The 24553-nt window shown below is 71.4% G+C and carries 21 protein-coding genes; 18 read left to right on the forward strand and 3 right to left on the reverse strand.

Annotation, left to right across the window (positions count from 1 at the left end; translation table 11 throughout):
- Window positions 1–48: 48 nt before the first annotated feature.
- The 10 genes from HJG45_RS16735 to HJG45_RS16780 all read left to right on the forward strand — a co-directional run bounded on the left by HJG45_RS16735 (window position 49) and on the right by HJG45_RS16780 (window position 9976).
- Window positions 49–1476, forward strand: a complete 1428-nt coding sequence (locus tag HJG45_RS16735; protein WP_171613249.1) for an amidohydrolase family protein — start codon at window positions 49–51, stop codon at window positions 1474–1476.
- Between the two features lie 23 nt (window positions 1477–1499).
- Window positions 1500–1802 (forward strand): hypothetical protein, encoded by a 303-nt coding sequence (locus tag HJG45_RS16740; RefSeq protein WP_171613250.1) that lies wholly within the window; start codon window positions 1500–1502, stop codon window positions 1800–1802.
- 8 nt (window positions 1803–1810) lie between these two features.
- Window positions 1811–2788 carry a GTP-binding protein gene (locus tag HJG45_RS16745; protein ID WP_171613251.1) on the forward strand — a complete coding sequence of 326 codons (978 nt, stop codon included), beginning with the start codon at window positions 1811–1813 and terminating at the stop codon, window positions 2786–2788.
- A 103-nt stretch (window positions 2789–2891) separates the two neighbouring features.
- On the forward strand, window positions 2892–3662 hold the full coding sequence (locus tag HJG45_RS16750; RefSeq protein WP_171613252.1) for an SDR family NAD(P)-dependent oxidoreductase: 771 nt from the start codon (window positions 2892–2894) through the stop codon (window positions 3660–3662).
- A 187-nt stretch (window positions 3663–3849) separates the two neighbouring features.
- Window positions 3850–5055, forward strand: coding sequence for an acyl-CoA dehydrogenase family protein (locus HJG45_RS16755; protein WP_171613253.1), 1206 nt, complete (start codon window positions 3850–3852; stop codon window positions 5053–5055).
- Window positions 5048–6031, forward strand: a complete 984-nt coding sequence (locus HJG45_RS16760) for a phosphotransferase (RefSeq protein ID WP_171613254.1) — start codon at window positions 5048–5050, stop codon at window positions 6029–6031. Before HJG45_RS16755 ends, HJG45_RS16760 begins: the two co-directional genes overlap by 8 nt.
- Window positions 6031–6417, forward strand: a complete 387-nt coding sequence (locus HJG45_RS16765) for a DUF6285 domain-containing protein (RefSeq protein ID WP_171613255.1) — start codon at window positions 6031–6033, stop codon at window positions 6415–6417. Before HJG45_RS16760 ends, HJG45_RS16765 begins: the two co-directional genes overlap by 1 nt.
- A 35-nt stretch (window positions 6418–6452) precedes the next feature.
- A complete protein-coding gene (locus HJG45_RS16770) occupies window positions 6453–8090 on the forward strand; it encodes an AMP-binding protein (RefSeq protein ID WP_171613256.1) in 1638 nt (545 codons plus the stop codon).
- 30 nt (window positions 8091–8120) lie between these two features.
- Window positions 8121–9134 (forward strand): tripartite tricarboxylate transporter substrate binding protein, encoded by a 1014-nt coding sequence (locus HJG45_RS16775; protein WP_171613257.1) that lies wholly within the window; start codon window positions 8121–8123, stop codon window positions 9132–9134.
- 35 nt (window positions 9135–9169) lie between these two features.
- Window positions 9170–9976 (forward strand): DUF169 domain-containing protein, encoded by an 807-nt coding sequence (locus HJG45_RS16780; RefSeq protein WP_171613258.1) that lies wholly within the window; start codon window positions 9170–9172, stop codon window positions 9974–9976.
- Window positions 9977–10036: 60 nt separating this feature from the next.
- Here HJG45_RS16780 and HJG45_RS16785 read toward each other — a convergent pair whose 3' ends face one another.
- Window positions 10037–10198, reverse strand: a complete 162-nt coding sequence (locus HJG45_RS16785; RefSeq protein ID WP_171613259.1) for a hypothetical protein — start codon at window positions 10196–10198, stop codon at window positions 10037–10039.
- A gap of 64 nt (window positions 10199–10262) precedes the next feature.
- Entirely contained in the window at window positions 10263–11354 is a 1092-nt protein-coding gene (locus HJG45_RS16790) for an alpha-hydroxy acid oxidase (RefSeq protein WP_171613260.1), read from the reverse strand.
- Between the two features lie 500 nt (window positions 11355–11854).
- Between HJG45_RS16790 and HJG45_RS16795 the strand changes: the two genes are divergently transcribed.
- The 5 genes from HJG45_RS16795 (at window position 11855) to HJG45_RS16815 (ending at window position 18453) form a co-directional block, all read left to right on the forward strand.
- Entirely contained in the window at window positions 11855–14062 is a 2208-nt protein-coding gene (locus tag HJG45_RS16795; RefSeq protein ID WP_254452583.1) for a TonB-dependent siderophore receptor, read from the forward strand.
- 48 nt (window positions 14063–14110) lie between these two features.
- Complete coding sequence (locus HJG45_RS16800; protein WP_171613262.1) at window positions 14111–14797, forward strand: Fe2+-dependent dioxygenase; 687 nt, start codon at window positions 14111–14113, stop codon at window positions 14795–14797.
- 103 nt (window positions 14798–14900) lie between these two features.
- The gene (locus HJG45_RS16805) at window positions 14901–16649 is read left to right on the forward strand and encodes an acetolactate synthase catalytic subunit (protein WP_171613263.1); all 1749 of its coding nucleotides are present in this window, start codon (window positions 14901–14903) and stop codon (window positions 16647–16649) included.
- A complete protein-coding gene (locus HJG45_RS16810; RefSeq protein ID WP_171613264.1) occupies window positions 16649–17680 on the forward strand; it encodes a zinc-binding dehydrogenase in 1032 nt (343 codons plus the stop codon). Before HJG45_RS16805 ends, HJG45_RS16810 begins: the two co-directional genes overlap by 1 nt.
- A complete protein-coding gene (locus tag HJG45_RS16815) occupies window positions 17677–18453 on the forward strand; it encodes an SDR family NAD(P)-dependent oxidoreductase (protein WP_171613265.1) in 777 nt (258 codons plus the stop codon). Before HJG45_RS16810 ends, HJG45_RS16815 begins: the two co-directional genes overlap by 4 nt.
- A gap of 27 nt (window positions 18454–18480) precedes the next feature.
- Here HJG45_RS16815 and HJG45_RS16820 read toward each other — a convergent pair whose 3' ends face one another.
- Complete coding sequence (locus HJG45_RS16820) at window positions 18481–21615, reverse strand: CheR family methyltransferase (RefSeq protein WP_171613266.1); 3135 nt, start codon at window positions 21613–21615, stop codon at window positions 18481–18483.
- Between the two features lie 442 nt (window positions 21616–22057).
- Between HJG45_RS16820 and lepB the strand changes: the two genes are divergently transcribed.
- The 3 genes from lepB to era are packed head-to-tail and all read left to right on the forward strand — an operon-like array spanning window position 22058 to window position 24456.
- Window positions 22058–22795 carry a signal peptidase I gene (gene lepB / locus HJG45_RS16825; protein ID WP_171613267.1) on the forward strand — a complete coding sequence of 246 codons (738 nt, stop codon included), beginning with the start codon at window positions 22058–22060 and terminating at the stop codon, window positions 22793–22795.
- 27 nt (window positions 22796–22822) lie between these two features.
- Window positions 22823–23506, forward strand: a complete 684-nt coding sequence (gene rnc / locus HJG45_RS16830) for a ribonuclease III (RefSeq protein ID WP_171613268.1) — start codon at window positions 22823–22825, stop codon at window positions 23504–23506.
- Window positions 23503–24456 (forward strand): GTPase Era, encoded by a 954-nt coding sequence (gene era / locus HJG45_RS16835; RefSeq protein WP_171613269.1) that lies wholly within the window; start codon window positions 23503–23505, stop codon window positions 24454–24456. The genes rnc and era overlap by 4 nt, the downstream gene beginning before the upstream one ends.
- Window positions 24457–24553: the final 97 nt, after the last annotated feature.

Below are 24553 nucleotides of genomic sequence, written 5' to 3' on the forward strand. Positions count from 1 at the left end.
CGCCCCGCCCGCCGGCGCAGCATCGCCACGCAGCCGGGGGACGGGGCGATGGTGGATCTGGTCGTCAGCGGGGATTGCGTGGTCACGCCGCATGCGGTGGGGCCGGCCGATGTGGCGATCGCCGGCGGCAAGGTGGTGGCCGTCGCGGCGCGCGGCGCCTTCCCGCTCGCCGCCGGCACGCGGCGGGTGGACGCCGCCGGCAAGATCGTCATGCCCGGCGGCATTGACCCGCACACCCATTGCCTCTGGCCGATGCCGGTGCCGGACGGCCCGACCCTTTTCACCCAAGGCCCCTCCGTCGTCGGCAAGGCGGCGCTGTTCGGCGGCACCACCACGCTGATCGACTTCACCCGCTGGACGCATGGCGAGACGGTGCAATCCGCCATCGAGGCGCGCATGGCCGCCTGGCGCGGGGATGGCTGCCCCTGCGACTGGGCGCTGCACACCATGGTGGAGGGCGACCTGCCGCCCGAGCTGCCGGCGCAGCTCGGCGAGGCGATCGAGGCCGGGCACGCCACGGTCAAGATCTTCACCACCGACATCACCCCGAGCCGCAAGGGCCGGATGGTGGATTTCGGCGATATCTGGGAAGTCTTCCAGGTGCTGTCCCGCAAGGGCGGCCTCGGCGTCATCCATGCCGAGGACAACGACATCGTCATGCACATGTATGCCAGGCTGTTCCGCGAGAACCGCGCCAGCTTCGAGAACATGGCGGAGGTACACAACACCCTCTCGGAGGACCTCTCCTTCCGCCGCGTCATCCGCCTCGCCGAGCATGTCCCCGGCACGGCGCTCTACATGATGCATGTCTCGGCCGGGAACGGCGTGCGGGCGATCCGCGAGGCGCGCTCCCGCGGCCTGCCCATCTATGGCGAGAGCCTGCACCAGTACATGCTCTACACGCAGGAGGACTACAAGCGTCCCAACGGGCAGGTCTACCACACTTATCCGTCGCTGAAGTCGCAGGCGGACCAGGACGAGCTCTGGCGCGGCGCGCTCGACGGCACCATCGGCTGCGTCGCGACCGACGAGCTTTGCTGCTCCCTCTCGGTGAAGACCCAGGGCAAGCGCATCGACGACACCACCGGCGGCAATTCCGGCGTCGAGCCGCGCGTCGCGCTGATGTATTCCGAGATGATGAAGCGCGGCTTCACGCTCCGGCAGTTCGTCGACCGCGTCTCGACCAATGCCGCGCGCATCATGGGCCTCTATCCGCGCAAGGGCGCCATCGCGCCGGGCTCGGATGCCGATCTCTGCATCCTCGATCCGGCGCTGCGCCGCACCGTGCGGGCCGAGGCGATGCATGAGAGCGACTACTCGCCCTGGGAGGGGCGCGAGGTCGCCGCCTGGCCGGCCATGACCATCCTGCGCGGCAAGGTGGTGGTCGAGGGCGATCGCTGGTGCGGCGAGGATCGCGGCGGCGAATGGCTGCCGCGGAAGGTGCCGGAGGAGATCCGCCGCGCCCCAGCCTTGTGACGCGACCTGCCGACCCTGGCGCCGTGGCCGCGCCCTCCCCGCCCGAGCTGCGCGACCTCCTCGCCGATGCGCTGGCGCTCTGGGAGGTCGAGGGGCGGGTGCGGATCGAGGCGGACGGCCTCCGCCTCGGCCCGGCGCTGCGCGTGACGCCGGCGCTCCCCGCCGAGCATCCGGTGCGCTGGTGGGTGGAGCGCCCCGGGATGCAGGGGAAGGGCCAACGGCGCCCCTGCACCTCCGTCCTCGGCCTGCTGCGGACGCTGCGCAACGCCCTCGGCGCCGAGACCGGCGAGGCGCGCCGCCTGCGCGTGGCGCGGCCCGAGGGGTGAGGACCGGCATGATCCCCGTCACCGTCGTCACCGGCTTCCTCGGCGCCGGCAAGTCGACGCTGCTGCGCCGCGTGCTGCGCGACCCCGTTTGGGCCGACAGCGCCGTCATCGTCAACGAATTCGGCGAGGTGCCGCTCGACCACGACCTCATCGCGGTGAGCGAGGAGCGCTTCGTCAGCGCCTCGACCGGCTGCCTCTGCTGCCTGGCGCGGGACGACCTCGCCCGCACCCTGCTCGACCTGGCGCGGCAGCGCGCCAGCGGCGAGGTGCCGGCCTATGCGCGGGTGCTGGTCGAGACCTCGGGCCTCGCCGACCCGGCGCCGATCCTGCACGCGCTGATGCAGGATGCGGCGCTCGGCGCGACGCATGCGCTGGCCGGCGTCGTCACCCTGGTCGATGCCGCGCAGGGCGAGGCGGCCCTCGCCCGCCACCCGGAGGCGCGGCGGCAGGTGATGCTCGCTGACCGCATCCTGGTGACCAAGCCCGACCTCGCCGCGCCGCCCGAGGCGGCGATCCGGGCGCTCAACCCCACCGCGCCGCTACGCGCGGCGGTGCAGGGCGCGGCGGAGCCCGGTTGGCTGCTGGCGCCCGCCCCGCCGCCCGGGCAGCTGCCCGATCTGCTCGCCGCGCTGCAAGCGGATGCGGTCGCACGCCACACGCCGGGGCTGGGCGCCATCGCCATCGAGCGCGAGGCGCCGCTGCCGGCGTTGGCGCTGACGCTCTGGCTGCAGGGCCTCGCCGAGCATGCCGGACCGCGCCTGCTGCGGCTGAAAGGGCTGGTGGCGCTGGCCGAATGCCCGGAGCGGCCGGCGGTGCTGCACGCCATCCAGCACCTGGTGCATCCGCTGGACTGGCTGGAGGCCTGGCCAGGCGGCGAGCGCCGCAGCCGCATCGTGCTCATCGGCGAGCGCATCCCGCGGCATTTCCCGGCCCGGCTGCTGGCGGCGGTGGAGGCCGAGGTCGCGGGCGAGGCGGCGCGGCGCTGATCTCCGGTACCGCTTGCCGCCCCCGCCCGGGGATGGTGAATTGCCGGCGACAGCATCCCTGGGAGGAACAGGGGCCCGGCCATCGCCGAAGGCCCCGAGGCACATGACCGATCCGGCACAGATCTTCTCGCTCGCGGGCAGCACCGCGCTCGTCACCGGCGCGTCCGGCGCGCTCGGCGTGCATTTCGCCCGCGTGCTGCACGCCGCCGGCGCGAACCTTGTCCTCGCCGCCCGCCGCGTGGAGGCGCTCGAAGCCCTGGCGGCCGAGCTGGGCCCGCGCGCGAGGCCGGTGCCGCTCGACGTCACCGATGCCGCCGCGGTGGGCCGCGCCTTCGACGCCGCCGAGGCAGCCTTCGGCGCCCCTTGCGACGTCATCGTCAACAATGCCGGCATCGCCGTCACCCGGCCGGTGCTGCAGCAGACCGAGGCGGACTGGGACAGCGTGCTCGACGTCAACCTGCGCGGCTGCTTCCTGGTGGCGACGGAGGGGGCGCGGCGGCTGGTGGCGGCGCGGCGCGGCGGGGCCATCGTCAACATCGCCTCCATCGGCGGGCTGCGCATCCTGCAGGGAGTCGCGGGCTACACCGCCTCCAAGGCCGGGCTGGTGCAGCTGACGAAGCAGATGGCGGTCGAGCTGGCGCGCCACGACATCCGGGTGAACGCGCTCTGTCCCGGCTATGTCGAGACGCCGATCAACCGCGACTTCTTCGCCTCCGAGGCCGGGCAGGCGGTGGTCAGGCGTGTGCCGCAGCGCCGGCTCGGCCAGCCGGCCGATCTCTCGGGCGCGCTGCTGCTGCTCGCCTCGCCTGCCGGCGCGCATATGACGGGCGCGGCGCTGGTGGTGGATGGCGGGCACTCGGTGAATCCACTCTGATAGTCTCCGCGATTCCCCTCAGGGCATAAGCACGTCACAGCCTGCCGCGGCGGAGCCGCGGCAGGGCAACGGGAGGCGACAGGTGGCGTCGGCAACAGGATGCCCGGCACCTGCGCTGCCCATCCGGCCTTCCCCGCCTGCGGCGCGCGGCCGCGGCGGGCCAACGCAGAGAGTCAGGACGCCGCCCATGGACTTCGCCCTCCCGCCCGAGATCGACGAGATCCGCCAGCGCATCCGCGCCTTCGTCGAGGAGCGCATCATTCCGCTCGAAGCCGATCCCGCGAGCTATGACGAGCACGAGAACATCGCCAGGCCCCTGCTGGAGCGGCTGCGGGCGGAGGCGAAGCGGCAGGGCCTCTGGGCGCTCGGCATGCCGCAGGAGCGCGGCGGCGGCGGGTTGTCCATGGTCGGCCTCGCCGCCTGCTATGAGGAGATGAACCGCTCCATCTTCGGCCCCGTCGTCTTCCACGGCGCGGCGCCGGACGACGGCAACATGCGCCTGCTGAACATGGTCGGCACCGAGGCGCAGAAGGAGCGCTGGCTGCAGCCGATCATCGACGGCGCGGTGCAGTCGAGCTTCGTCATGACCGAGCCCGACGGCTGCGGCAGCGATCCCTCCATGACCTATACGCGGGCCGAGCGGCAAGGCGACCGCTGGGTGATCCGCGGCCGCAAGCACTACATCACCGGCGCGGCCGAGGCGAAGCACTTCATCCTCATCGCCCGCACCGGCGAGGACGACCGCAACGGGCTGACCGCCTTCCTCTACCATGCCGACCAGCCGGGCTGGCGCATCATTCGCCGCATCCCGATCATGGGGCCGGAGGAGCATGGCGGGCATTGCGAGATCGAGTATGACGGGCTCGAGATCACGGACGAGAACGTGCTGATGAAGCTCGGCGACGGGCTGCGCGCCACCCAGATCCGCCTCGGCCCGGCGCGCCTCACCCATTGCATGCGCTGGACCGGCATGGGCCGTCGCGCGCTCGAGATCGCCATGGCGCGGGTCGAGGTGCGCAAGGCCTTCGGCTCCACGCTCATCGAGAAGGAGAGCGTGCAGCAGATGATCGGCCAGGCGGCGATGGAGCTCGATATCGGCCGGCTGCTGACCATGCGCGCCGCCTGGCTGCTCGACAATGGCAGCCTGGCGCGCAAGGAGGTCTCCATGGCCAAGGTCGTGGTCGCCGATGCGCTGCACCGCGCCGTCGACACCTCGCTGCAGCTCCTCGGCGCCCGCGGCTATTCCAAGGACACGGTGGTGGAGTGGATGTACCGCTATGCCCGGCAGGCGCGGCTGGTCGACGGCGCCTCCGAGGTCCACCGCATGGTGCTGACCAACTTCCTCCGCCGCCAGGGCAAGGACTTCTTCGCCTGGGGCGCCGGCCGTGGATGAGCCGGCCCGCAGCCGCCTCGCCGCCTGGCTGAGCGAGGCGGCGGGCGCGCCGGTCGCGATCACCGAGATGGCGCTGCTCTCGGGCGGCGCGGTGCAGCAGAACTGGGCGCTCGACGTCACGCGCGCCGGCGGGCCCGAGCGCTGGGTGCTGCGCACCGACAACGCCGCGGTGCTCGCCGTCTCCCTGCCCCGCACCGCCGAATTCGCCCTGTTGCAGGCGGCGCATGCCGCCGGCGTCGCGGTGCCGGAGCCGCTCTTCTGCTGCCCCGAGCGCGAGGTGACCGGCGCGCCCTTCTTCGTCATGCGCCGCGTCGGCGGCATCGCCGCCGGCCACCGTCTGGTGCGCCTGGCCGAGGACGACGCGCTGGCCGAGGCGCTGGGGCGGGAGCTGGCGCATATCCACCGCATCCGCCCGCCGCGGCCGGACCTGCCCTTCCTCGGCGACCCGCCCGAGGATGCGCACCGCGCCTTTATCGCCGCGCAGCGCGCCACGCTGGATGCCGCCGGCACGCCGCGGCCGGTGCTGGAATGGGGGCTGCGGCATCTCGAGCGCAGCGCCCCGCCGCCGGGCGAGATCGTGCTGAACCACAACGACTTCCGCACCGGCAATTACATGGCCGAGGGCGACCGGGTCGCGGCGGTGCTCGACTGGGAATTCGCCGCCTGGGGCGACCGCCATGCCGATCTCGGCTGGTTCTGCGCCCCCTGCTGGCGCTTCGGCGCCCTGGCGCGCGAGGCCGGCGGCGTCGGCCGGCGCGAGGCCTTCTACGCCGCCTATGCCGCCGAGAGCGGGGTCGCGGTGCAGCATGAGCGGGTGCTGTGGTGGGAGCTGGCGGCGACGATCCGCTGGGCGGTGGTCGCTGCCGACCAGGGCGGCCGGCACCTCAAGGGCGACACCAGCCTGGAGCTGGCGCTGACCAGCCATATCGTGCCGGAGCTGGAGATGGACGTGCTGCGCATGACGGGGATCGCCTGATGCCGGAGCATCCCGAGGCCGCGGCGGCCATGCTGGAACGCCCGGACGCCGCCAACCTGCTGGAGACGGCGCGCGAGGTGCTGCTGCGCGAGCTGCTGCCGGCGCTGCCGGAGGCGCTGCGCTTCCAGGCCCGCATGGCGGCCAATGCCATGGCGATCGCCCGGCGCGAGGGCGAGGTGGATCCGGCGCCGGCGCTCGCCGCGCTGCGCGCCGCCATGGGGGCACCGGAAGGCGCGGCCGAGGACCTGCTGATGCGCCTCGCCCGCGACATCCGTGCCGGCGCGCATGACCCCGGCACGCCGGGCCATGCGGCGACCGCCGCGGCGCTGCTGGCGCTGACCCGGCTGCGCTGCGGCGTCAGCGCCCCGAAGGCGCTCGGCCGCTGACGGCGAGGAACGGTACGGGAGGGAGAGGGACGAGGATGGACGAGGGTCCGAACGCGCTGCCGCAATTGCCGGCCAACCATGTGCCGCTCTCGCCGATCTCCTTCCTGCAGCGGGCGGCGCGCATCTATCCGCAGCGCGTCGCGGTCATCCATGGGCGCCGGCGCCTGACCTATGCGGCGCTGGCCGAGCGCAGCCGCCGCCTCGCCGCGGCGCTGCGCGGCGCCGGCATCGCCCCGGGCGAGGTGGTGGCGGTGCTGGCGCCCAACATCCCGGAGATGCTGGAGGCGCATTACGGCGTGCCGATGGCCGGCGCCGTCCTGCTCACCATCAACATCCGGCTCGATGCCGCCTCCATCGGCTTCATCCTGCGCCATAGCAAGGCGAAGCTGCTGCTGGTGGACAGCGAGTTCGCCGGCGTGGCGCGCGTCGCCCTGGCGGGAATGGCGGCGCCGCCGCCCGCCATCGACATCCGCGATCCCGAAGGACCGGGTGGCGAGGACCCGGATGGAAAGGGGCTGGGCGGCACGGCCTATGAGGATTTCCTCGCCGGCGGCGACCCGGCGGCGCCGGCCCGCATGCCCGAGGACGAGTGGGAGGCGATCGCTCTCTCCTACACCTCCGGCACCACGGGCGACCCGAAGGGCGTCGTCACGCATCACCGCGGCGCCTATCTGAACGCCTGCGGCAATGCGCTGGCCTTCGGCCTCTCGCCGCGGAGCGTCTATCTCTGGACGCTGCCGATGTTCCACTGCAACGGCTGGACCTATACCTGGGCCGTCACCTTGCAGGGCGGCACGCATGTCTGCCTGCGGCGGGTGGAGCCGGCGGCGATCTTCGCCGCCATCGCCGAGCATGGCGTGACCCATATGTGCGCCGCGCCGGTGGTGCTGACGATGCTCATCCATGCGCCTGAGGCAGTGAAGCGCCGCCCGGCGCAGCCGGTCGCGATCGCCACCGGCGGCGCCGCGCCGCCCTCCCCCGTCATCGCCCGGATGGAGGAGATGGGCTTCGCGGTGACGCACCTCTACGGCCTGACGGAATGCTACGGCCCGGCCACCATCTGCCTCTGGCAGCCGGGGCTGGACGAGATGCCGCTGCCGCAGAAGGCCGCCTTCATGGCGCGCCAGGGCGTGAACCACCCGATGCTGGAGGAGGCTACCGTCCTCGACCCGGAGAGCATGGCGCCGGTACCGCGCGACGGCGCGACGCTGGGCGAGATCATGCTGCGCGGCAACACGGTGATGAAGGGCTACCTGAACAATCCCTCCGCCAATGCCGCCGCCTTGGCCGGCGGCTGGTTCCATACCGGCGATCTCGGCGTGCTGCACCCGGATGGCTATATCGAGGTGAAGGACCGCGCCAAGGACATCGTCATCTCCGGCGGCGAGAACATCTCGACCCTCGAGGTGGAGGAGGTGCTCTACGCGCATCCCGCCATCATGGAGGCGGCGGTGGTCGCGGCGCCGGACGAGAAATGGGGCGAGGTGCCGCATGCCTTCGTCACCCCCGCCCCCGACCGGCCGCCGCCGACCGAGGCGGAGGTGATCGCCTGGTGCCGCGCGCGGCTGGCGCATTTCAAGGCGCCGAAGCGCGTCAGCTTCGGCCCGCTGCCCAAGACCAGCACCGGCAAGATCCAGAAATTCGAGCTGCGGCAACGCCTGCGCCAGGGCTGAGCGCCCGCGGCCGGCACGGGAGGACACCACATGAGCATCGCCCGCCGTCTTCTGCTCGCCGGACCGGCGTTGCTCGCCGCGCCTGCCCTCATCACACCCGGCCTCATCACACCCGCCCTCATCACACCCGCTCGGGCGGCGTCCTGGTCGCCGGAGCGGCCGGTGCGCATCCTCATCCCCTATACGCCGGGCGCCATCAACGACGCGCTCGGCCGGCTGATCGGCGAGAGGTTCCAGGAGGTGCTCGGCCAGCCCGGGGTGGTGGAGAACCGGCCGGGCGCCAGCGGCTCGCTCGCCATCGCGGCGACGGCGCAGGCGGCGCCGGACGGGCTGACCATCGTGGTCGCCAACACCGCCAATCTCTGCATGAACCCCTTCCTCTTCGCCAATACCGGCTATGACACGCGCCGCGACCTCACCCCGATCGCCGCGGTGGCGCGGGTGATGAACGTGCTCGTCGTGCGCGCCGACAGCCCCTACCGCACGCTGGCCGAGCTGGTGGCGGCGGCGAAGGCAAAGCCGGGCGCGCTCAGCTTCGCCAGCTCCGGCGCCGGCAGCAGCCCGCATCTCGCGGCCGAGCTGTTCAAGGCACGCACCGGCATCGAGCTGACGCATGTGCCCTATCGCGGCAGCGCGCCGGGCCTGGCCGACCTGCTCGGCGGCCGCGTCACCATGTCGATCGACAACCTGCCCAACGTGCTGCCGCATGTGCAGGATGGGCGGATGCGCGCCCTCGGCGTCACCGGCGCAGAGCGCGACCCGGCGCTGCCCGACGTGCCGACCTTCCTCGAGGCGGGGTTCCGCGGCGTCGAAGTCTATGTCTGGTTTGGTTTCGTCGGCCCGGCGGCGCTGCCGACCGCGATCCGCGACCGGCTCGCCGCCGCCATCATCGGCATCGCCAACACGCCGGAGACGGCCGAGCGCATCCATCGCGCCGGCGCGACGGTCTGGACCCGCGACCCGGCGCAGATGGCGGCGCTGATCGAGGCCGGGCTGCAGACCTGGGGCAGCGTCATCCGCGCCGCCAACCTGCGCATCGAGTAGCGCCCCCATGCAAGGCGCCTGACAGGAGGACCCCCATGTCGGCCACGGCACCGAACGACACCCAGCGCCTGCTCGCCGATCTCAACGCGCTGCTGCGGCTGAAGACCACGGTCATCGGCATGAAGCTGTTCGCCACGGTCGAGGAGATGCAGGCCATCCCGCGCATCCGGCGGCCGAAATCGGTGCATACCACGGACCAGATCGTCTCCATGGCCTCGCGCCTCGGCTGGACGGTCGGCATCACCGCCGAGGACCTGGTCGGCAACCAGTGCCGCGCCGTGATCGGCCTCGCGCCGCGCGACGAGACCGGGGAGCGCTATGTCGGCGTCTGGCACGGCGATGCCGAGAGCGCGGCGGCGCGGCAGCAGGCGCTCGATTGCGTGCCCTTCGGCCGCTACCAGGCGCTGGTGGTGAGCCCGCTGGAGAGCGGGCGGCTGGACCCGCCGGACATCGTGCTGGTCTATGCGACGCCGGGGCAGATGATCATCCTCATCAACGGGCTACAGTATCGGAACTACCGCAAATTCGCCTGGTCGGTCGTGGGCGAGACCGCCTGCGCCGACAGTTGGGGCCGGGCGCTGGCGACCGGCGAGCCGAGCCTCTCCTTGCCCTGCTTCGCCGAGCGCCGCTATGGCGGCGTGCCGGACGAGGAGATGCTGATGGCGCTGAAGGTCGAGGACCTGCAGCGCGCGGTGGAGGGCATGAAGGCCCTGGCGAAGAACGGCATCCGCTACCCGATCCCCTCCTACGGCATCCAGGCCGATCCCTCGGCGGGGATGGGGATCAGCTATGGCGCCAGAGGGGAGGCGAAAGGGGAGGCGAAGGCGACGCCGGCGCGGTAGCGGAGCGGCGATGCCGTCGCGCTCGCTCCTCCGCGACGGCGGCGGGCGCATCGCGCCCCGTCAGCAGCCGGTGATCCGCCCCGAGGCGATGCAGTCCTGGTAGCTGATCGTCCGCTGCACCCAGGGGAACAGCAGATAGGCGCCGCCCAGCACCGCCAGGATCACGGCGAGTCCGATCAGGCCGATGAGGTCGGGACGGCGGCGGGGCTCGTTCTCGGGCAAGCGGGTCTCCGGCAAGGGCGGGTCGGTCGGTGGCAAGGGCGCGGGGCGCGTGATCCGTCGCCCCTCACCCCTCCCACAGCACCGATCGGTCGATGCTGTCCAGATCGGGTCGCCCGGTCAGCGCCATGGCGATCTCCAGCTCGGTGCGCAGGATCTTCAGCGCGTGGATCACGCCGACCGGCCCGCCCACCGCCAGGGCGTGGATATAAGGCCGGCCGATGAGCACCGCCCGCGCGCCGAGGGCCAGCGCCTTCAGCACGTCGGTGCCGCGCCGGATGCCGCCATCGAGCAGCAGGGGCACCCGGCCGGCGACGGTCTCGGCGATCCGCGGCAGCGCCTCGATGCTGGCCGGCAGCGTGTCCAGGCTGCGTCCGCCATGGTTGGAGACGATGAGGCCGTCCACCCCGAGCTCCACCGCCCGCGCCGCATCCGCCGGCGCCATGATGCCCTTGAGGAGCAGCGGCAGCCTGGTGGCGGCGCGCAGCCAGGCGATGTCCTGCCAGGTAGGGGCGCCATCCAGCAGGCCGCGGAAGACCTCGCTCTCCGCCGGGCTGGCGCGGTTCGGCGGCATTGGCGGCAGGCCGCGGAGATTCACCGCCTCGACGCCCGGCGGCAGGCGGAAGCCGGCGCGCTGCTCGCGGTTGCGGAGGCTGACCGGCGCATCCACCGTCACGACGATCGCCCGGTAGCCCGCCGCCTCGGCGCGCCGGAGCAGCGCCTCGGTGAAGCCGCGGTCGTGCTGCACGTAGAGCTGGAACCAGAGCGGCGCCCTGGCCACGCCGGCGATCTGCTCGAGGCCGTGGCTCGCCTGGGTGCTGACGACCATGGGCGCGCCGATCGCCGCGGCGCCGAAGGCCGTGGCCAGCTCTCCCTCGGGATGCACCAGCCGCTGGAAGGCGACCGGCGCCAGCAGGATCGGGAAGTCCAGCGCCTGGCCGAACAGGGTGAGGCGGGTCTGCGGCTCGGGCATCGCGGCCAGGACGCGGCTCTGCAGGCGCAGCCGGTCGAAGGCGTCGCGATTGGCGCGCAGGGTCAGCTCGTCGGCGGCGCCGCCGTTGACATAGGCGGCGGCCTGGGCACTGATCCGCTGCCGCGCCGCGGGCTCGTAGTCGGCGAGGGAGACGACGTCGCTCGGGATGGGCGGGGCCTGGTACATCGGGGGGCGACTCTGGTGTCCTGCCCCTGACGTTGGTGGGCTTTGCCCACGGACGAAAGGGACAAGCAGGCCACTGGATACAAAGGCTGGTGGCCTGAGAGTGACGTCCGAAGGACGTCTCGATCAGGACACTAGAACAGATCCCAATCAGGTGGAACCACCTGATCGGGTGAAGATGCTGCGGAAACAACAGGCTAGGGCATTTGCCGCGAACGCGGACGAGCGAAGAACGCCCTGGCGGATCGGCACGCCACTGGAACCAAGGTCGTCGCCCCGGGGCCGCGGGTCAGTGGCAGGGCTGCGCGTGCCGGCCGGGGCGCCATGGCGCTCAATCGTCACAGGGGTTACAAAAAGACGCATTCTGGCGCCGGGCCGTATTGCCGACATTTCGCACTGCAACTAATAGTCACTCGCATCAAGCGCATTGCGAGGACGGAATGTCGAGACGGACGCTGCTGCTGTGCGGAGCTTCGCCGAGTGCCCTCGGCATGGGGCTGGCCATGGCGATCTCCGACGTGGCGACGGCACAGGTGGCACCCCAGGCCCAGGCTCAAACCCAGGCCCAAACCCAGGCCGGGACGGCAGCGCCGTTCCCCTCTCCCACCATCGCCTTGCCGACCCTCGACGTCCAGGCGCAGGAGCCGGCGAACACCCTGCAGCGCGGCACCGGCGTGAGCCGCCTGCCGGGCACGGTGCAGGAGACGCCGCAGACCATCAACGTGATCCCGCGCGAGATCCTCGAGCAGCAGAACGTCACGACGCTCGACCAGGCGCTGCGCAACGTCCCCGGCATCACCTCCTCGATCGGCGAGGGCAATGGCGGTGTCAACGGCGATCAGTTCCGCATCCGCGGCTTCAACGCGCAGAACGACGTCTATGTGGACGGGCTGAAGGATTTCGGCTCCTACACGCGCGACGCCTTTAATTTCGACAGCATCGCGGTGCTGAAGGGGCCCTCGGCCACGACCTTCGGCCAGAACAATGTCGGCGGCGCGATCAACATCAACACCAAGACGCCCTTCCTCGGCAACAGCTACGGCGGCAGCCTCACCGGCGGCATGGGGCCGCTCTACCGCGGCACCATCGACGTCAACCGGCAGATCGACAGCACCACCGCCGTCCGCCTGAACCTGATGGGCAATTACAACGGGGTGGTGGACCGCGATAAGGTCGATTCCGGCCGCTTCGGCATCGCGCCCTCGATCGCCTTCGGGCTCGGCACCAACACCACCCTGACCGTCGATTACCTTCATCTGGAGGACCGACGCACTCCCGACTACGGCGTGCCCATCGTGACCGCACCGGGCCAGACGGTCAGCCGGCCGGCCACGGAATACGGGCTCAGCCGGAAGAACTGGTACGGCATCGACCTCGACCGCGACGACGTCACGGCGGACCGCGTCACCGCCCGGCTGCGCTACGTGCCGAATGACTGGCTGACCGTGACCAACGACACGCGCTTCGGCTATGTGACGCGCGATTTCGCCACCTCGCCCCCGACCTGCGACGCCACCTGCAACGCCCTGTTCTTCTCGCCCAGATCGGCCTTGGCGCGCGTGGCCTACAGCGGCGGCATCTCGCCCTATCACCAGGAAACCTGGGGCGTGCAGAATGTCACCACCGCCGTGGCGCGCTTCACCACCGGGCCCTTCCGGCACGAGACCACCTTCGGGCTCGATGGCTGGCTGCAGCATGACGAGCGCACCGGCTATGCCTACAACGCGACCCGTACCAACACCCTGGTGAATCCAAGCCACGCCAACGGCATCTACCGGATCGTGGCGGCAACCGGCGCCAATATGCGCGAGACGGACCAGCGCTACATCGGGGGCTTCCTGATCGAGCGGATGTGGCTGACGCCGCAGCTCTCGGTCATTGGCGGCGTGCGGGTCAGCAATTACGACATCGACTACAAGACCTACGGCAACGGCGCGGCCACGACCCTCATCTCCTCGAACGACACCTTCGCCGATCCGCGCGCCAGCCTGGTCTACGAGCCGACGAGCAGCCAGACCTACTACTTCTCCTACGCCACCTCCCACAGCCCGCCCGGTTCCTACATCACCACCTTGCCGGCGACCTTCACGGCCGGCAACAGCGGCCTCTCGCCCGAGACCAACACCATCTACGAGCTCGGCGCCAAGATCAGCCTGATCGAGAACCGCCTCGGCCTCTACGGCGCGCTCTACCGCATCGAGAAGGGCAATGCCTTCGTGGCGGACCCCATCTCCGGCACGATCACCCAGTCGGGCGACGAGCAGCGCAACCAGGGCATCGAGATCGGCGTGACCGGCCTCATCACCCGCGATTGGGCGATCACCGCCAACTACACGCACATGGACAGCGAAACGACGAAGTCGAGCACCGCGGCCAATGTCGGCAAGCGCGTTCAGTATGTTCCGGAGCATGCGGCCGCGGTCTGGACGACCTACGAGGCGCTGCGCGACACGCCCTATCAGTTCACGCTGGGCGGCGGCATCACCTACCGCGGCCAGGTCTATCTGAATGCGGCCAATACCGCCGAAGTGCCGGCGAATTTCAGCCTGGATGCGTTGATCTCGCATAATTTCGGCGAGCGGCGGCAGTGGCGCGTGGCCGTCAACGGCTACAACCTGACGAACGAGCTGAACTACGACTCGCTCTTCGGCAATCGCGCCATTCCTTCGGCTGGACGCACGGTGCTCGTCAGCCTCTCCGCCGTGTATTAAGGGCGGGACAGCCCGCCGGATGGCCGGCGGGCATACGGAGGTGATGGGATGCTGATCCGGATCCCGCAGGTGCTCTCCCCCGAGGAGGTGGCGCAGTGCCGCCGCGTCCTCGAGGCCGCCGCCTGGGCGGATGGGCGGCAGACCGCCGGCGAGCAGTCGGCCAAGGCGAAGTTCAACCTTCAGGTGCCGGAGGACAGCCGCGCCGCCCGCGAGCTCGGCGACATCATCCTGCGGGCGCTGGGCCGGGCGCCGCTCTTCACCTCGGCGGCCCTGCCGCTCCGCGTCTATCCGCCGATGTTCAACCGCTACGACGAGGGCATGAAATTCGATGCCCATGTCGACAACGCCATCCGCTACGTGCCGGGGACGAACGGCTTCCGCATCCGCGCCGATGTCTCCTCCACCCTCTTCCTCACCGATCCGGCGGCCTATGAGGGCGGCGAGCTGGTGATCGAGGACACCTACGGCTCGCATGCGGTGAAGCTGCCGGCCGGCGACCTCGTGGTCTATCCCGCCACCAGCCTGCACCGGGTGAACCCGATCACCCGCGGCAGCCGCTGGTCCTCCTTCTTCTGGACCCAGTCCCTGGTGAAGGACGACGGCAAGCGCGCCTTCCTCTACGACATGGACATGGCCATCATCGGCCTGCGGCAGGCCCTGCCGGACGACCATCCGAGCGTGCTGTCCCTCACCGCCAGCTACCACAACCTGCTGCGCCGCTGGTCGGAGATGTAGCCCCCCTTCCCCACCCCCCGCTCCCATACCCCCGTTCCCATAACCCCCGTTCCCCCTGGGGCTGCCGGTGCTAGGCTGGCGCCAAACGCTTCAGGGGAACGCCATGCCGGACCATGCCGGGCACAGCAGCAACGCCACCGTCGCCTTCCGCCTCGCCGAGGCCTTCCGCCGCCACGGCGTGACGCTCACCTTCGGCCAGAGCCTGCCGAGCGCCTTCCACCTGGCCAGCCCGCATCTCGGCATCGACCAGAAGGTCTACCGGCAGGAGAATGCCGGCGGCACCATGGCCGATGGCTATGCCCGCATCTCGCGCAAGGTCGGCGTCGTCACCGCCCAGAACGGCCCGGCCGCGACGCTGCTGGTGGCGCCGCTGGCCGAGGCGCTGAAGGCCAGCATCCCGATCCTCGCCCTGGTGCAGGAGGTGACGCGCGACGCGACCGACCGCAACGCCTTCCAGGAGCTCGACCATCTCGGCATGTTCGCCCCGGTCGCCAAATGGGTGCGGCGGATCGACCGCGCCGACCGGCTGGACGACTATGTGGACATGGCCTTCACCGCCGCCGCCTCCGGCCGCCCCGGCCCGGCGGTGCTGCTGGTGCCGGCCGACCTGCTGACCGAGGGGGCGGCACCCCTCTCCTCCCTGCTCCGCCCGCGCGCCCTCTCGCTCGGCCGGGTGCCGCTGGATCGGGTGCTGGCCGATCCGGCCGCCATCGCCGCCGCCGCCGATGCGCTGGCCGCGGCCAAGCATCCGCTGGTCGTCGCCGGCGGCGGCGTGCATCTCTCGGATGCCGCGGGCGAGCTGGCGGCGCTGCAGGAGCGGGCGCATCTGCCGCTCGCCACCACCGTCATGGGCAAGGGCGCGGCGGACGAGACGCATCCGCTCACCCTCGGCGTCATCGGCTATGTCATGGGCCAGGGCAGCCGCACCCAGGCGCTGCGGCCGATGGTGGACCGCGCCGACCTGGTGCTGCTGGTCGGCAACCGCACCAACCAGAACGGCACCGATAGCTGGAAGCTGTTCGGGCCGGAGACGCGCTTCATCCATCTCGACCTGGACCCGATGGAGGTCGGCCGGAATTACGAGGCGATGCGGCTGGTGGGCGACGCCAAGCTCACCCTCGCCGCGCTGACCGAGGCGCTGGCGGCGCGCGACCTCGCCGCCCGCAAGGCGGCCCGGCCGGGGCTGGAGGCGGAGATCGCCGCCGGCCTCGCCGCCTGGCGGAAGACCATCGCCGGCGTCACCACCCGCGACGCCCCCCTCCCCCGGCCGGAGCGGCTGATGGCGGAGCTGGATGCGCTGCTGGCGCCGGAGGATATCGTCGTCGCCGACGCCTCCTATTCCTCGATCTGGATCGCCAACTACCTCACCGCCCGGCGGCCCGGGCAGCGCTTCCTGACGCCACGCGGCATCGCCGGCCTCGGCTGGGGCCTGCCCATGGCGATCGGCGCCCGCATCGCCGCCGAGGAGGCGGGCTCCAAGGCGCGCGTCGTCTGCCTCTGCGGCGATGGCGGCTTCGGCCATAGCTGGGCCGAGCTGGAGACGCTGCGGCGGCTCGACCTGCCGGTGGTCACGCTGGTGCTGAACAACGGCATTCTCGGCTACCAGAAGCATGCCGAGGAGGTGAAATTCGGCGAGCACACCAAGGCGGTGAACTTCACCGCCGTGGACCACGCCGCCATCGCCCGCGCCTGCGGCGTCGAGGGGGTGCGGGTGGAGCGCAGCGCCGACATCCCCGGCGCCCTCAAGACGGCGCTGGCGGCGCGGCATCCGGTGCTGATCGACATGCTGACCGATCCGGACGCCAAGCCGCCCATCTCCTTCTATGCCGGCCACTATCCGGAGCCCTTCTGATGCTGGCCCTGCGCAAGACCGCCGCCGCCTTCGGCCTGGAATTCCAGGAGATCCCCGAGCCGCCGCCGCCCGGGCCGGGCGAGGTGGTGGTCCGGGTCGATGCCGTCGGCATCTGCGGCTCGGACGTGCATGCCTATGAGTGGACCGAGGGCTACGGCTTCATGGTGCCGCACCTGCCGCTCAGCATGGGGCACGAGTTCTGCGGCACCATCACCCGCAACGGCACCGGCTCGGGCTTCGCCGAGGGCGACCGGGTCGCCGTCATCCCCTTCGTCTTCTGCGGCCATTGCGCCCGCTGCCGCGCCGGCGACACGCGCAATTGCCTGCAGCGCCAGGGGATCGGCCTGACCCGCGACGGCGGCTTCCAGCGCGAGGTTCGCATCCCCGCGCGCTGCTGCGTCGCCCTGCCGGCCGGGCTCGAGCCCGAGCTGGCGGCGCTCGCCGAGCCGCTCGGCGTCGGCGCCGAGGCGGTGCTGACCGGCGAGGTCGGCCTCGGCGACACGGTGCTGGTGCTGGGGCCGGGAACGATCGGCCAGGCCATCGCCCTCTTCGCCCGGCTCGCCGGCGCCGCCCGGGTGATCGTCGCCGGCCGCGCCGATGCGCCGCGCTTCGAGGTGCTGCGGGCGCTCGGCTTCGCCGATCTGGTCGATGTCGCCGAGGGCCCGCTGCAGGAGCAGGTGCTGGCGCTCACCGGCGGCCGCGCCGTCGATGTGGTGCTGGAGGCGACCGGCGTGCCGCAGAGCCTGAACGAGGGGCTCGGCGTGTTGAAGAAGGGCGGCGTCATCGTCGCCGCCGGCATCCATGCCGCGCCGCTCACCCTGGCGCTGACCGATTTCGTCCGCATGCGCCACCAGCTCCGCGCCAGCCACGGCGCCGAGCGCCGCACCTGGGACCGGGTGCTGGCGCATCTCGGCCGCGACCCGGAGGGATTCCGGCCGATGATCACCCACCGGATGCCGCTCGAGCGCGGGCTCGAAGGCTTCGAGCTCGCCCGGCAACGGGCCGCCAGCAAGGTGATCCTGACCCCATGAGCGCCCCTGAGACCCCGGTGCAGGATCGCCTCGCCCTCGTCACCGGCGCGGCGCGCGGCATCGGCGCCGGCATCGCCGCGAAGCTCGCCGCGCTCGGCCATCCCGTGGTGCTCGCCGATGTCATCCCGGAGGTGGAGGCGACCGCCGCCGGGCTGCGCGAGCGGGGGCACCGGGCCCGCGCCATCCGGCTCGACGTGGCGGATGAGGCGGCGGTCGCCGCCCTGCCCATCGCCCTTGGCGAGGACTGGCAGCGGCTCGGCATCGTCGTGAACAATGCCGGCATCTCCCCCAAGGGGCCGGATGGGCGGGCGCGCAAGATCCGCGACATGCCGGCCGAGGAATGGCGGCGGGTGCTGGCGGTGAACCTCACCGGCGCCTTTCTCGTCTCCCAGGCTTGCCTGCCGCCGCTGCGTGCCCGGCGCTGGGGGCGGATCATCATGATCACCAGCCAGGCGGCGCGGGCGAAGAGCCAGATCGCCGGGGCGCATTACGCCGCGGCCAAGACCGGGCTGATGGGCTTCGCCCGCAGCCTCGCCGTGGAATGCGGCCCGGACGGCATCACGGTGAACAGCATCGCCCCCGGCCGGATCGACACGCCGATGGCGCGTGGCACCACCGATGCGGCCAATGCCGCCTTCCTCACCCAGATCCCGGCCGGCCGGCTCGGCACGCCGGAGGATGTGGCGGAGGTCGCGGCCTTCCTCGCCTCGGAGGCCGCCGGCTACCTCAGCGGCGCCACGATCGATGTCGGCGGCGGCAGCTTCATGCCCTGATCGGGACCGGATCGGCGGCTGTCCGCATCAATCGCCGGGCGGCGCCTGCATGCCCAGCGGCATCTGGATCCGGCAGACCACGCCATCCTGGCCGCAGTCGAACCAGGTCTCCGCCTGCGTGGTATAGCGCAGCGCCCGCTCGATCAGCTCCCGCCCATAGCCGCGGCGGGAGATGTTGGGCGGCATGACGACGCCGCTCTCCCGCCAGTCGAGCACCAGCAGTGGCTCGCCATCCGCCTGCTGCTCGATCTGCCAGGCGATCCGCAGCCGCCCCGCCTCGCCCTTCAGGGCGCCGTACTTCACCGCATTGGTGGTCAGCTCGTGCAGGGCGAGGGCCAGGATCTGAACCCGGTCATAGCTGAGCGCGACCGGCGGGCCGGTGACCTTGACACGGCCATCCTCGCCCGCGGCATAGGCCCGCAGCTCGAGGCGAACGATCTCGGCGAGATCGACATCCCTGCCCTTCGATTGGCCGACCAGGCTCTGCACGCGCCCGAGGGCGCCGAGCCGGTCGGTCAGCGTCTTCGGCGTGCCCGACTTGCCGAGCGTCTGCATGACGATGGCCTGCACGACGTTCAGCAGGTTGCGGGTGCGGTGCTGCAGCTCGGCGATCAGCACCCGCTGCTGCGCCTCGGCCTGGGTCAGGCCGGCGACGTCCACGAAGGTCAGCACCACGCCGCACACCCGCCGATCGCCGTTCCGGTAGGGCGCCAGCCGCACGAGGTAATGCGCCCGCGCCTCCTCATGGTCGAGGCGTCGCTCGAAGGGCTCGCCGCTGTCGAACACCGCGGCGATGTCGCTGCCGAGATCGGGCAGGGCGAAGCGGCTCGAAAGGTCGGTGATCGGGCGGCCGCGATCGGTCGGCAGCAGGTTGAAGATCCGCGTCGCCGCCGGGGTGAAGCTGCGGATCTGCAGGCGCCGGTCGAGGAAGATGGTGGCGACATCCGTGCTCTCGAACAGGTTCTGCAGGTCGTCATTGGCGCGGTCGAGCGCCTCGACCTTGGTGTTCAGCTCGAGATTGACGGTCTGCAACTCCTCGTTGACCGATTGCAGCTCCTCCTTCGAGGCTTCCAGCTCCTCGTTGGTGGATTGCAGCTCCTCGTTCAGCGAGACCAGCTCCTCGTTCGAGGCCTTCACCTCCTCGAGCGCCGTCTCGTATTCCTCGATCAGCGATTGCAGCCGCTCGCGCGTCTCGCGCAGCTCGGCCTCCAGCCGCAGCGCCGCGCCGTCCTGCGCCGCCTGGCTGCGGGCGAGCGCCTCCTCGCGGCCGAGGCTCGGGCCGTCATCGGCGAAGAGGACGAGAAACAGCGGCTCGCCGCGGTCGCGGTCCTGCAGCGGCTCCACGGTGAGGGTGAGCATCTGGATCCGCCCATCCTCCTCCTCCACCGCGACGCCGGCGCGGGTGGCGGTGCGGCCGGTCTCGACCGCCTCGCGCAACGTGGTCCGCAGGTCGAGGCGAAGGCCCTTGCGGGCCATGGTGAGGACCTGGCGCGTCGGCACGCCGGGCGCCGCCTCCAGGTACTTCCCGGTCCGGGCCGAGTAGTAGGCGATGTCGCCATCTCGGTTCACCACCACGAAGGGCGGCGCGAACCGCTCCAGCACCTGGGTCTCCACGGTCTGGCGCAGGGCGATGCCATTGCCCACGGTCCGGCGCATCGCCGTCTCCCCCACATGCCCCGGCCGCAGCGCGGCGAGCGCCATCGGCAGGCGGACCGCCTGCGTCGCATCGCCCCGGCGGCGGAAGATGCGGTGCTTCTTTTCCAGTGGTGCGAAGAGGTCACCGAAGCCGCTGATGTTCTCCGAGGTGCCGAGGAACAGGTAGCCCTTCGGCCGCAGCGCGTAGTGGAAGATCGGGATGACCTGGTTCTGCGCCTCGGAGCCAAAATAGATCAGCAGGTTGCGGCAGGAGACCAGGTCGATGCGGGAGAAGGGCGGGGCCCTCAGCACGCTGTGCGGCGAGAAGACGCAGAGGTCGCGCACCTCCTTGGCCACCACGTAGCTGGTGCCATCCGGGATGAAGAACCGCTCGCGCCGCTGCGGCGAGACGCTGTCCAGCAGCGTCGCCGGATAACGCGCCATCCGGGCGATGCCGAGCGCCCGCTCATCGATGTCGGTGGCGAAGATCTGCACCCGCGGCACCGTGCTGAGCCCGTCCATCTGCTCGCGCAGCAGCATGCCGAGCGAGAAGACTTCCTCGCCGGTGGCGCAGCCCGGCACCCAGACGCGCACCACCTCGTCCGCGCCGCGCCCGTCGAACAGTCGCGGCAGCACCATCGTGGCCAGGGCCTCGAAGGCCTCGGCATCGCGGAAGAAATTGGTAACGCTGATCAGCAGGTCGCGGAACAGGGCGTTCACCTCCTGCGGCTCCTGCCGCAACATCTCGATATAGCCCTGCACCGTATCGACTTGCGCGACCTGCATGCGCCGCTGCACCCGGCGCAGGAAAGTCCGTGGCTTGTAGCCGGAGAAGTCGTGGCCGACCTGGCTGCGCAGGATGGCGTAGATTTCCGGCCGAGCCTCGTCCAGGTCCTGTGCCTCCTCGGAGCGGCCCGTGGCCGCGGCGACGCCGTCGAGCAGGGGCAGGCCGCGGGCGAATTCGACAAGGCGGGCCCCCATCTGCTCCACCGGCAGGGCGAGGTCGATCAGGCCGGAGGCGATGGCGCTGTCCGGCATGTCCGGATAGGCCGGGCCATGGCCATCGGCCACCTGCGCCATGGTGAGCCCGCCGCGCTCCTTGATCGCCTTGACGCCGAGCGTGCCGTCGCCGTCGCCGCCCGAGAGCACCACCCCGGCGGCATGCTCGCCCTGGTCGACGGCGAGGGCGCCGAAGAAGATGTCGATCGGCTTGCGCTCGCGCCGGCCGGCCATCAGCCGGGTGATCTGCAGCCGTCCCTGCTCGATGCCGAGGAGGGCGGCGGCGGGCAGGACATAGACCTGATTCGGCTCCACAGGCTGATCGTCGGTGACGATCTGGACCTGCAGGCTGGTATAGCGCGCCAGAACCTCGTGCAGCCGGCTCTCGCGCTCGGGACTGAGATGCGTGACCACGACGATGGCGAAGCCGGGCCGGTCCGGGAGGCCGCGGAAGAAGCCCTCGAGCGCTTCGATCCCGCCCGCGGAGGCGCCGATCCCGACGATCGGAAACGCGTGCGACCCGCTCATGCGCGCGGCCGGAGGGAGCGGCGCGCTGCGAGCCCCCGTCCCGGCGGGTCACGCGGGATCCGGAGGTCGCGTTGTGGGCCGGTGCCGGGGGCAGCGGCGGGCGGCTCTCCATCCGGCCAGGGACCGGGATTGAACTTGTTTGGCATGCGTCTCGCTCAGCGGGACAAACCGTTCAGGAGCGCCCCGGTTCGACAATAGGATGCGCTGCACTCGTGTCATCGTGACCGCTGCATGGCGCGGCTCGACGCCGCGGCGAGATTGGGCTACCCGGCGCGGCCGTGCAACTGCGACGACCCGAACGGCCGCCGCCCGGGCGCCGCCGCAGCCCGTTCCTTGACACCCCACCCCCCGGCAGGCTTCATCCGGGCGCCTGTCGCCGCGACCCTGCCCTGGGACCGATCCGCGGGCACTCAACCCTGCGGTGGTTTTCTTGAGTACATCCATGGCGAAGAAGAAATCCGGCGGCTGGCTGGAAAGCGTCAAGACGATCCTCTATGCCGGCCTGATCGCCATCGGCATCCGAACCGTTGCCTTCGAGCCCTTCAATATCCCATCCGGCTCGATGATCCCGACTCTTCTGGTCGGCGATTATCTCTTCGTCTCGAAATATTCGTATGGCTACTCCCGCTATTCAATGCCCTTCGGGCCGAACCTCTTTTCTGGCCGCATCTTCGGGCGGTTGCCGCATCGCGGCGATGTCGCGGTCTTCAAGCTGCCGCGCGACCCGAGCCAGGACTACATCAAGCGCATCGTCGGCCTGCCCGGCGACCGCATCCAGGTCAAGGGCGGCATCCTGCAGATCAACGGCGTGCCGGTGAAGCGCGAGCTGGTCGGCGAGAGCGACCTCGACCGCTGCTACCGCGAGCCGCCGCGCTACTACCGCGAGACCCTGCCTGACGGCGTGACCCACGGCATCCTGGAATGCTCCGACCAGGGCAGCGCCGACAACACCCAGGAATACCGGGTGCCGCCGGGCCATGTCTTCGGCATGGGCGACAACCGCGACAACAGCCAGGACAGCCGCTTCCTCGACGCGGTCGGCTTCATCCCGGTGGAGAACCTGGTCGGCCGGGCGGAGTTCATCTTCTTCTCCTTCGACGGCAACCAGGCGAGCCTGTGGAAACCCTGGACATGGCCGATGGCGATCCGCTGGGGCCGGATCTTCTCCGGCGTCCGATGAGCCGGTTCCCGTGACGCCGGCCCGCCCATGAACGAGGAGGCGGCCCTCGCTGCCTTCGCGGCCCGGCTCGGCCACGATTTCGCGCGCCCCGAGCTGCTGCGCCAGGCGCTGACCCATTCCTCGGCGACCCAGGGCAGCCGCCTCAGCTCGAACGAGCGGCTGGAGTTCATCGGCGACCGGGTGCTCGGCCTGCTCGTCGCCGAATGGTTGATCGAGCGCTTCCCGACCGAGCGCGAGGGCGATATCGGCAAGCGCCATTCGGCGCTGATCTCGGCCGAGGCGCTGGCCGGCATCGCCGAGCGACTGCAACTCGCCCCGGCGCTGCGCATGCCGGGCAGCTATCGGCAACAGGGCTTCCGCACCTGGGTGAACATCCTCTCCGACGCGCTGGAGGCGGTGCTGGGGGCGATCTATCTCGATGCCGGGCTGGATGCGGCGCGGGTGGTGGTGCGGCGGGAATGGGCCAGCCTGCTCGAGGGCCACCACAAGCCGCCGCTGCCCGCCAAGAGCCGGTTGCAGGAATGGACCCTCGGGCGCGGCCTCGGCCTGCCCGCCTATCGCCTGACCTCGGCCGAGGGGCCGGCGCACAACCCGGTCTTCAAGGTGGTGGTCGCCGCCGCGGGGCGGGAGGCGGAGGGGACGGGAGCGACCAAGCGCGCCGCCGAGCAGGCGGCGGCGGAGGCCTGGCTGGCGGGGTTGCAGGACGAATGAGCGACGAGAGTGATCGACCCGCCGCGAGCCGGGTTGGCGTGGCGGCTGCGAGCGGCGGGGAAACCCGCTGCGGCCTGGTCGCGGTGGTCGGCGCGCCGAATGCCGGCAAGTCGACCCTGGTGAACGCGCTCGCCGGCGCCAAGGTGACGATCGTCTCGCCCAAGCCGCAGACCACCCGCTTCCGCATCCGCGCCGTGGTCATGCAGGGCCGGGCGCAGATCATCCTGGTGGACACGCCCGGCATCTTCGCCCCCCGCCGCCGGCTCGACCGCGCCATGGTCGCCGCCGCCTGGGGCGGGGCGCAGGATGCCGACCGCACCCTGCTCATCGTCGATGCCCGGGCCGGGCTGACGGATGCGGTGCGGGCCATCGTCGGGCGGCTGGCGCAGTCGCCGAAGCCCGTCTTCCTCGCCCTCAACAAGGTCGACCTGATCGACCCGCCGCGGCTGCTGCCGCTGGCGGCCGAGCTGAACGCGCTGCTGCCGGTCGCCGAAACCTTCATGATCTCGGCCGAGAAGGGCCGCGGCCTCGACCGGCTGCTGGAACGCCTCGCCGACGACATGCCGCCCGGTCCCTACCTTTTCCCGGAGGACGAGCTCTCCGACCTGCCGAACCGCATGCTGGTCGCCGAGATCGTGCGCGAGCAGATCCTGCGCCAGACGCATGAGGAGGTGCCGCACCACGCGACCGTCGAGACCGAGAACTGGCAGGAGCGCAAGGACGGCAGCGTGCGGGTGGACTGCACCATCTATGTCGCGCGGCCGACCCAGAAGGCGATCCTGATCGGCGATGGCGGCGCCCGCATCAAGGCGATCGGCCAGAGCGCCCGGCGCGAGCTGGAGGCGCTGCTGGAGCGCCGCGTCCATCTCTTCCTCAACGTCAAGGACCGGCCGGGCTGGGACGAGGAGCGCGGCCGGCTGCGGGCGCTCGGCCTCGAGGAGCTGGAGTGACGTTTCCCCACGAAGCCGCCGCGCGGCTCCGCGGGCCCCCCCTGATTCGCCACCAGGCCCAAGATCCGTCAGGGCCCGCCGCGGCGGGGCAACGGGT

Source organism: Roseicella sp. DB1501 (assembly GCF_013112485.1).
Classification (GTDB): domain Bacteria; phylum Pseudomonadota; class Alphaproteobacteria; order Acetobacterales; family Acetobacteraceae; genus Paracraurococcus.

Excerpts from the sequence above, each read along its gene's own strand:
- HJG45_RS16790 (WP_171613260.1), bottom strand. The coding sequence starts at position 11,354 with ATGTACCAGGCCCCGCCCATCCCGAGCGACGTCGTCTCCCTCGCCGAC.
- lepB (WP_171613267.1), top strand. The coding sequence starts at position 22,058 with ATGGCGAAGAAGAAATCCGGCGGCTGGCTGGAAAGCGTCAAGACGATC.
- era (WP_171613269.1), top strand. The coding sequence starts at position 23,503 with ATGAGCGACGAGAGTGATCGACCCGCCGCGAGCCGGGTTGGCGTGGCG.
- HJG45_RS16780 (WP_171613258.1), top strand. The coding sequence starts at position 9,170 with ATGTCGGCCACGGCACCGAACGACACCCAGCGCCTGCTCGCCGATCTC.
- HJG45_RS16765 (WP_171613255.1), top strand. The coding sequence starts at position 6,031 with ATGCCGGAGCATCCCGAGGCCGCGGCGGCCATGCTGGAACGCCCGGAC.
- HJG45_RS16800 (WP_171613262.1), top strand. The coding sequence starts at position 14,111 with ATGCTGATCCGGATCCCGCAGGTGCTCTCCCCCGAGGAGGTGGCGCAG.
- HJG45_RS16735 (WP_171613249.1), top strand. The coding sequence starts at position 49 with ATGGTGGATCTGGTCGTCAGCGGGGATTGCGTGGTCACGCCGCATGCG.
- HJG45_RS16745 (WP_171613251.1), top strand. The coding sequence starts at position 1,811 with ATGATCCCCGTCACCGTCGTCACCGGCTTCCTCGGCGCCGGCAAGTCG.
- HJG45_RS16805 (WP_171613263.1), top strand. The coding sequence starts at position 14,901 with ATGCCGGACCATGCCGGGCACAGCAGCAACGCCACCGTCGCCTTCCGC.
- HJG45_RS16755 (WP_171613253.1), top strand. The coding sequence starts at position 3,850 with ATGGACTTCGCCCTCCCGCCCGAGATCGACGAGATCCGCCAGCGCATC.
- HJG45_RS16810 (WP_171613264.1), top strand. The coding sequence starts at position 16,649 with ATGCTGGCCCTGCGCAAGACCGCCGCCGCCTTCGGCCTGGAATTCCAG.
- HJG45_RS16820 (WP_171613266.1), bottom strand. The coding sequence starts at position 21,615 with ATGAGCGGGTCGCACGCGTTTCCGATCGTCGGGATCGGCGCCTCCGCG.
- HJG45_RS16775 (WP_171613257.1), top strand. The coding sequence starts at position 8,121 with ATGAGCATCGCCCGCCGTCTTCTGCTCGCCGGACCGGCGTTGCTCGCC.
- HJG45_RS16770 (WP_171613256.1), top strand. The coding sequence starts at position 6,453 with ATGGACGAGGGTCCGAACGCGCTGCCGCAATTGCCGGCCAACCATGTG.
- rnc (WP_171613268.1), top strand. The coding sequence starts at position 22,823 with ATGAACGAGGAGGCGGCCCTCGCTGCCTTCGCGGCCCGGCTCGGCCAC.
- HJG45_RS16815 (WP_171613265.1), top strand. The coding sequence starts at position 17,677 with ATGAGCGCCCCTGAGACCCCGGTGCAGGATCGCCTCGCCCTCGTCACC.
- HJG45_RS16795 (WP_254452583.1), top strand. The coding sequence starts at position 11,855 with ATGGCGATCTCCGACGTGGCGACGGCACAGGTGGCACCCCAGGCCCAG.
- HJG45_RS16750 (WP_171613252.1), top strand. The coding sequence starts at position 2,892 with ATGACCGATCCGGCACAGATCTTCTCGCTCGCGGGCAGCACCGCGCTC.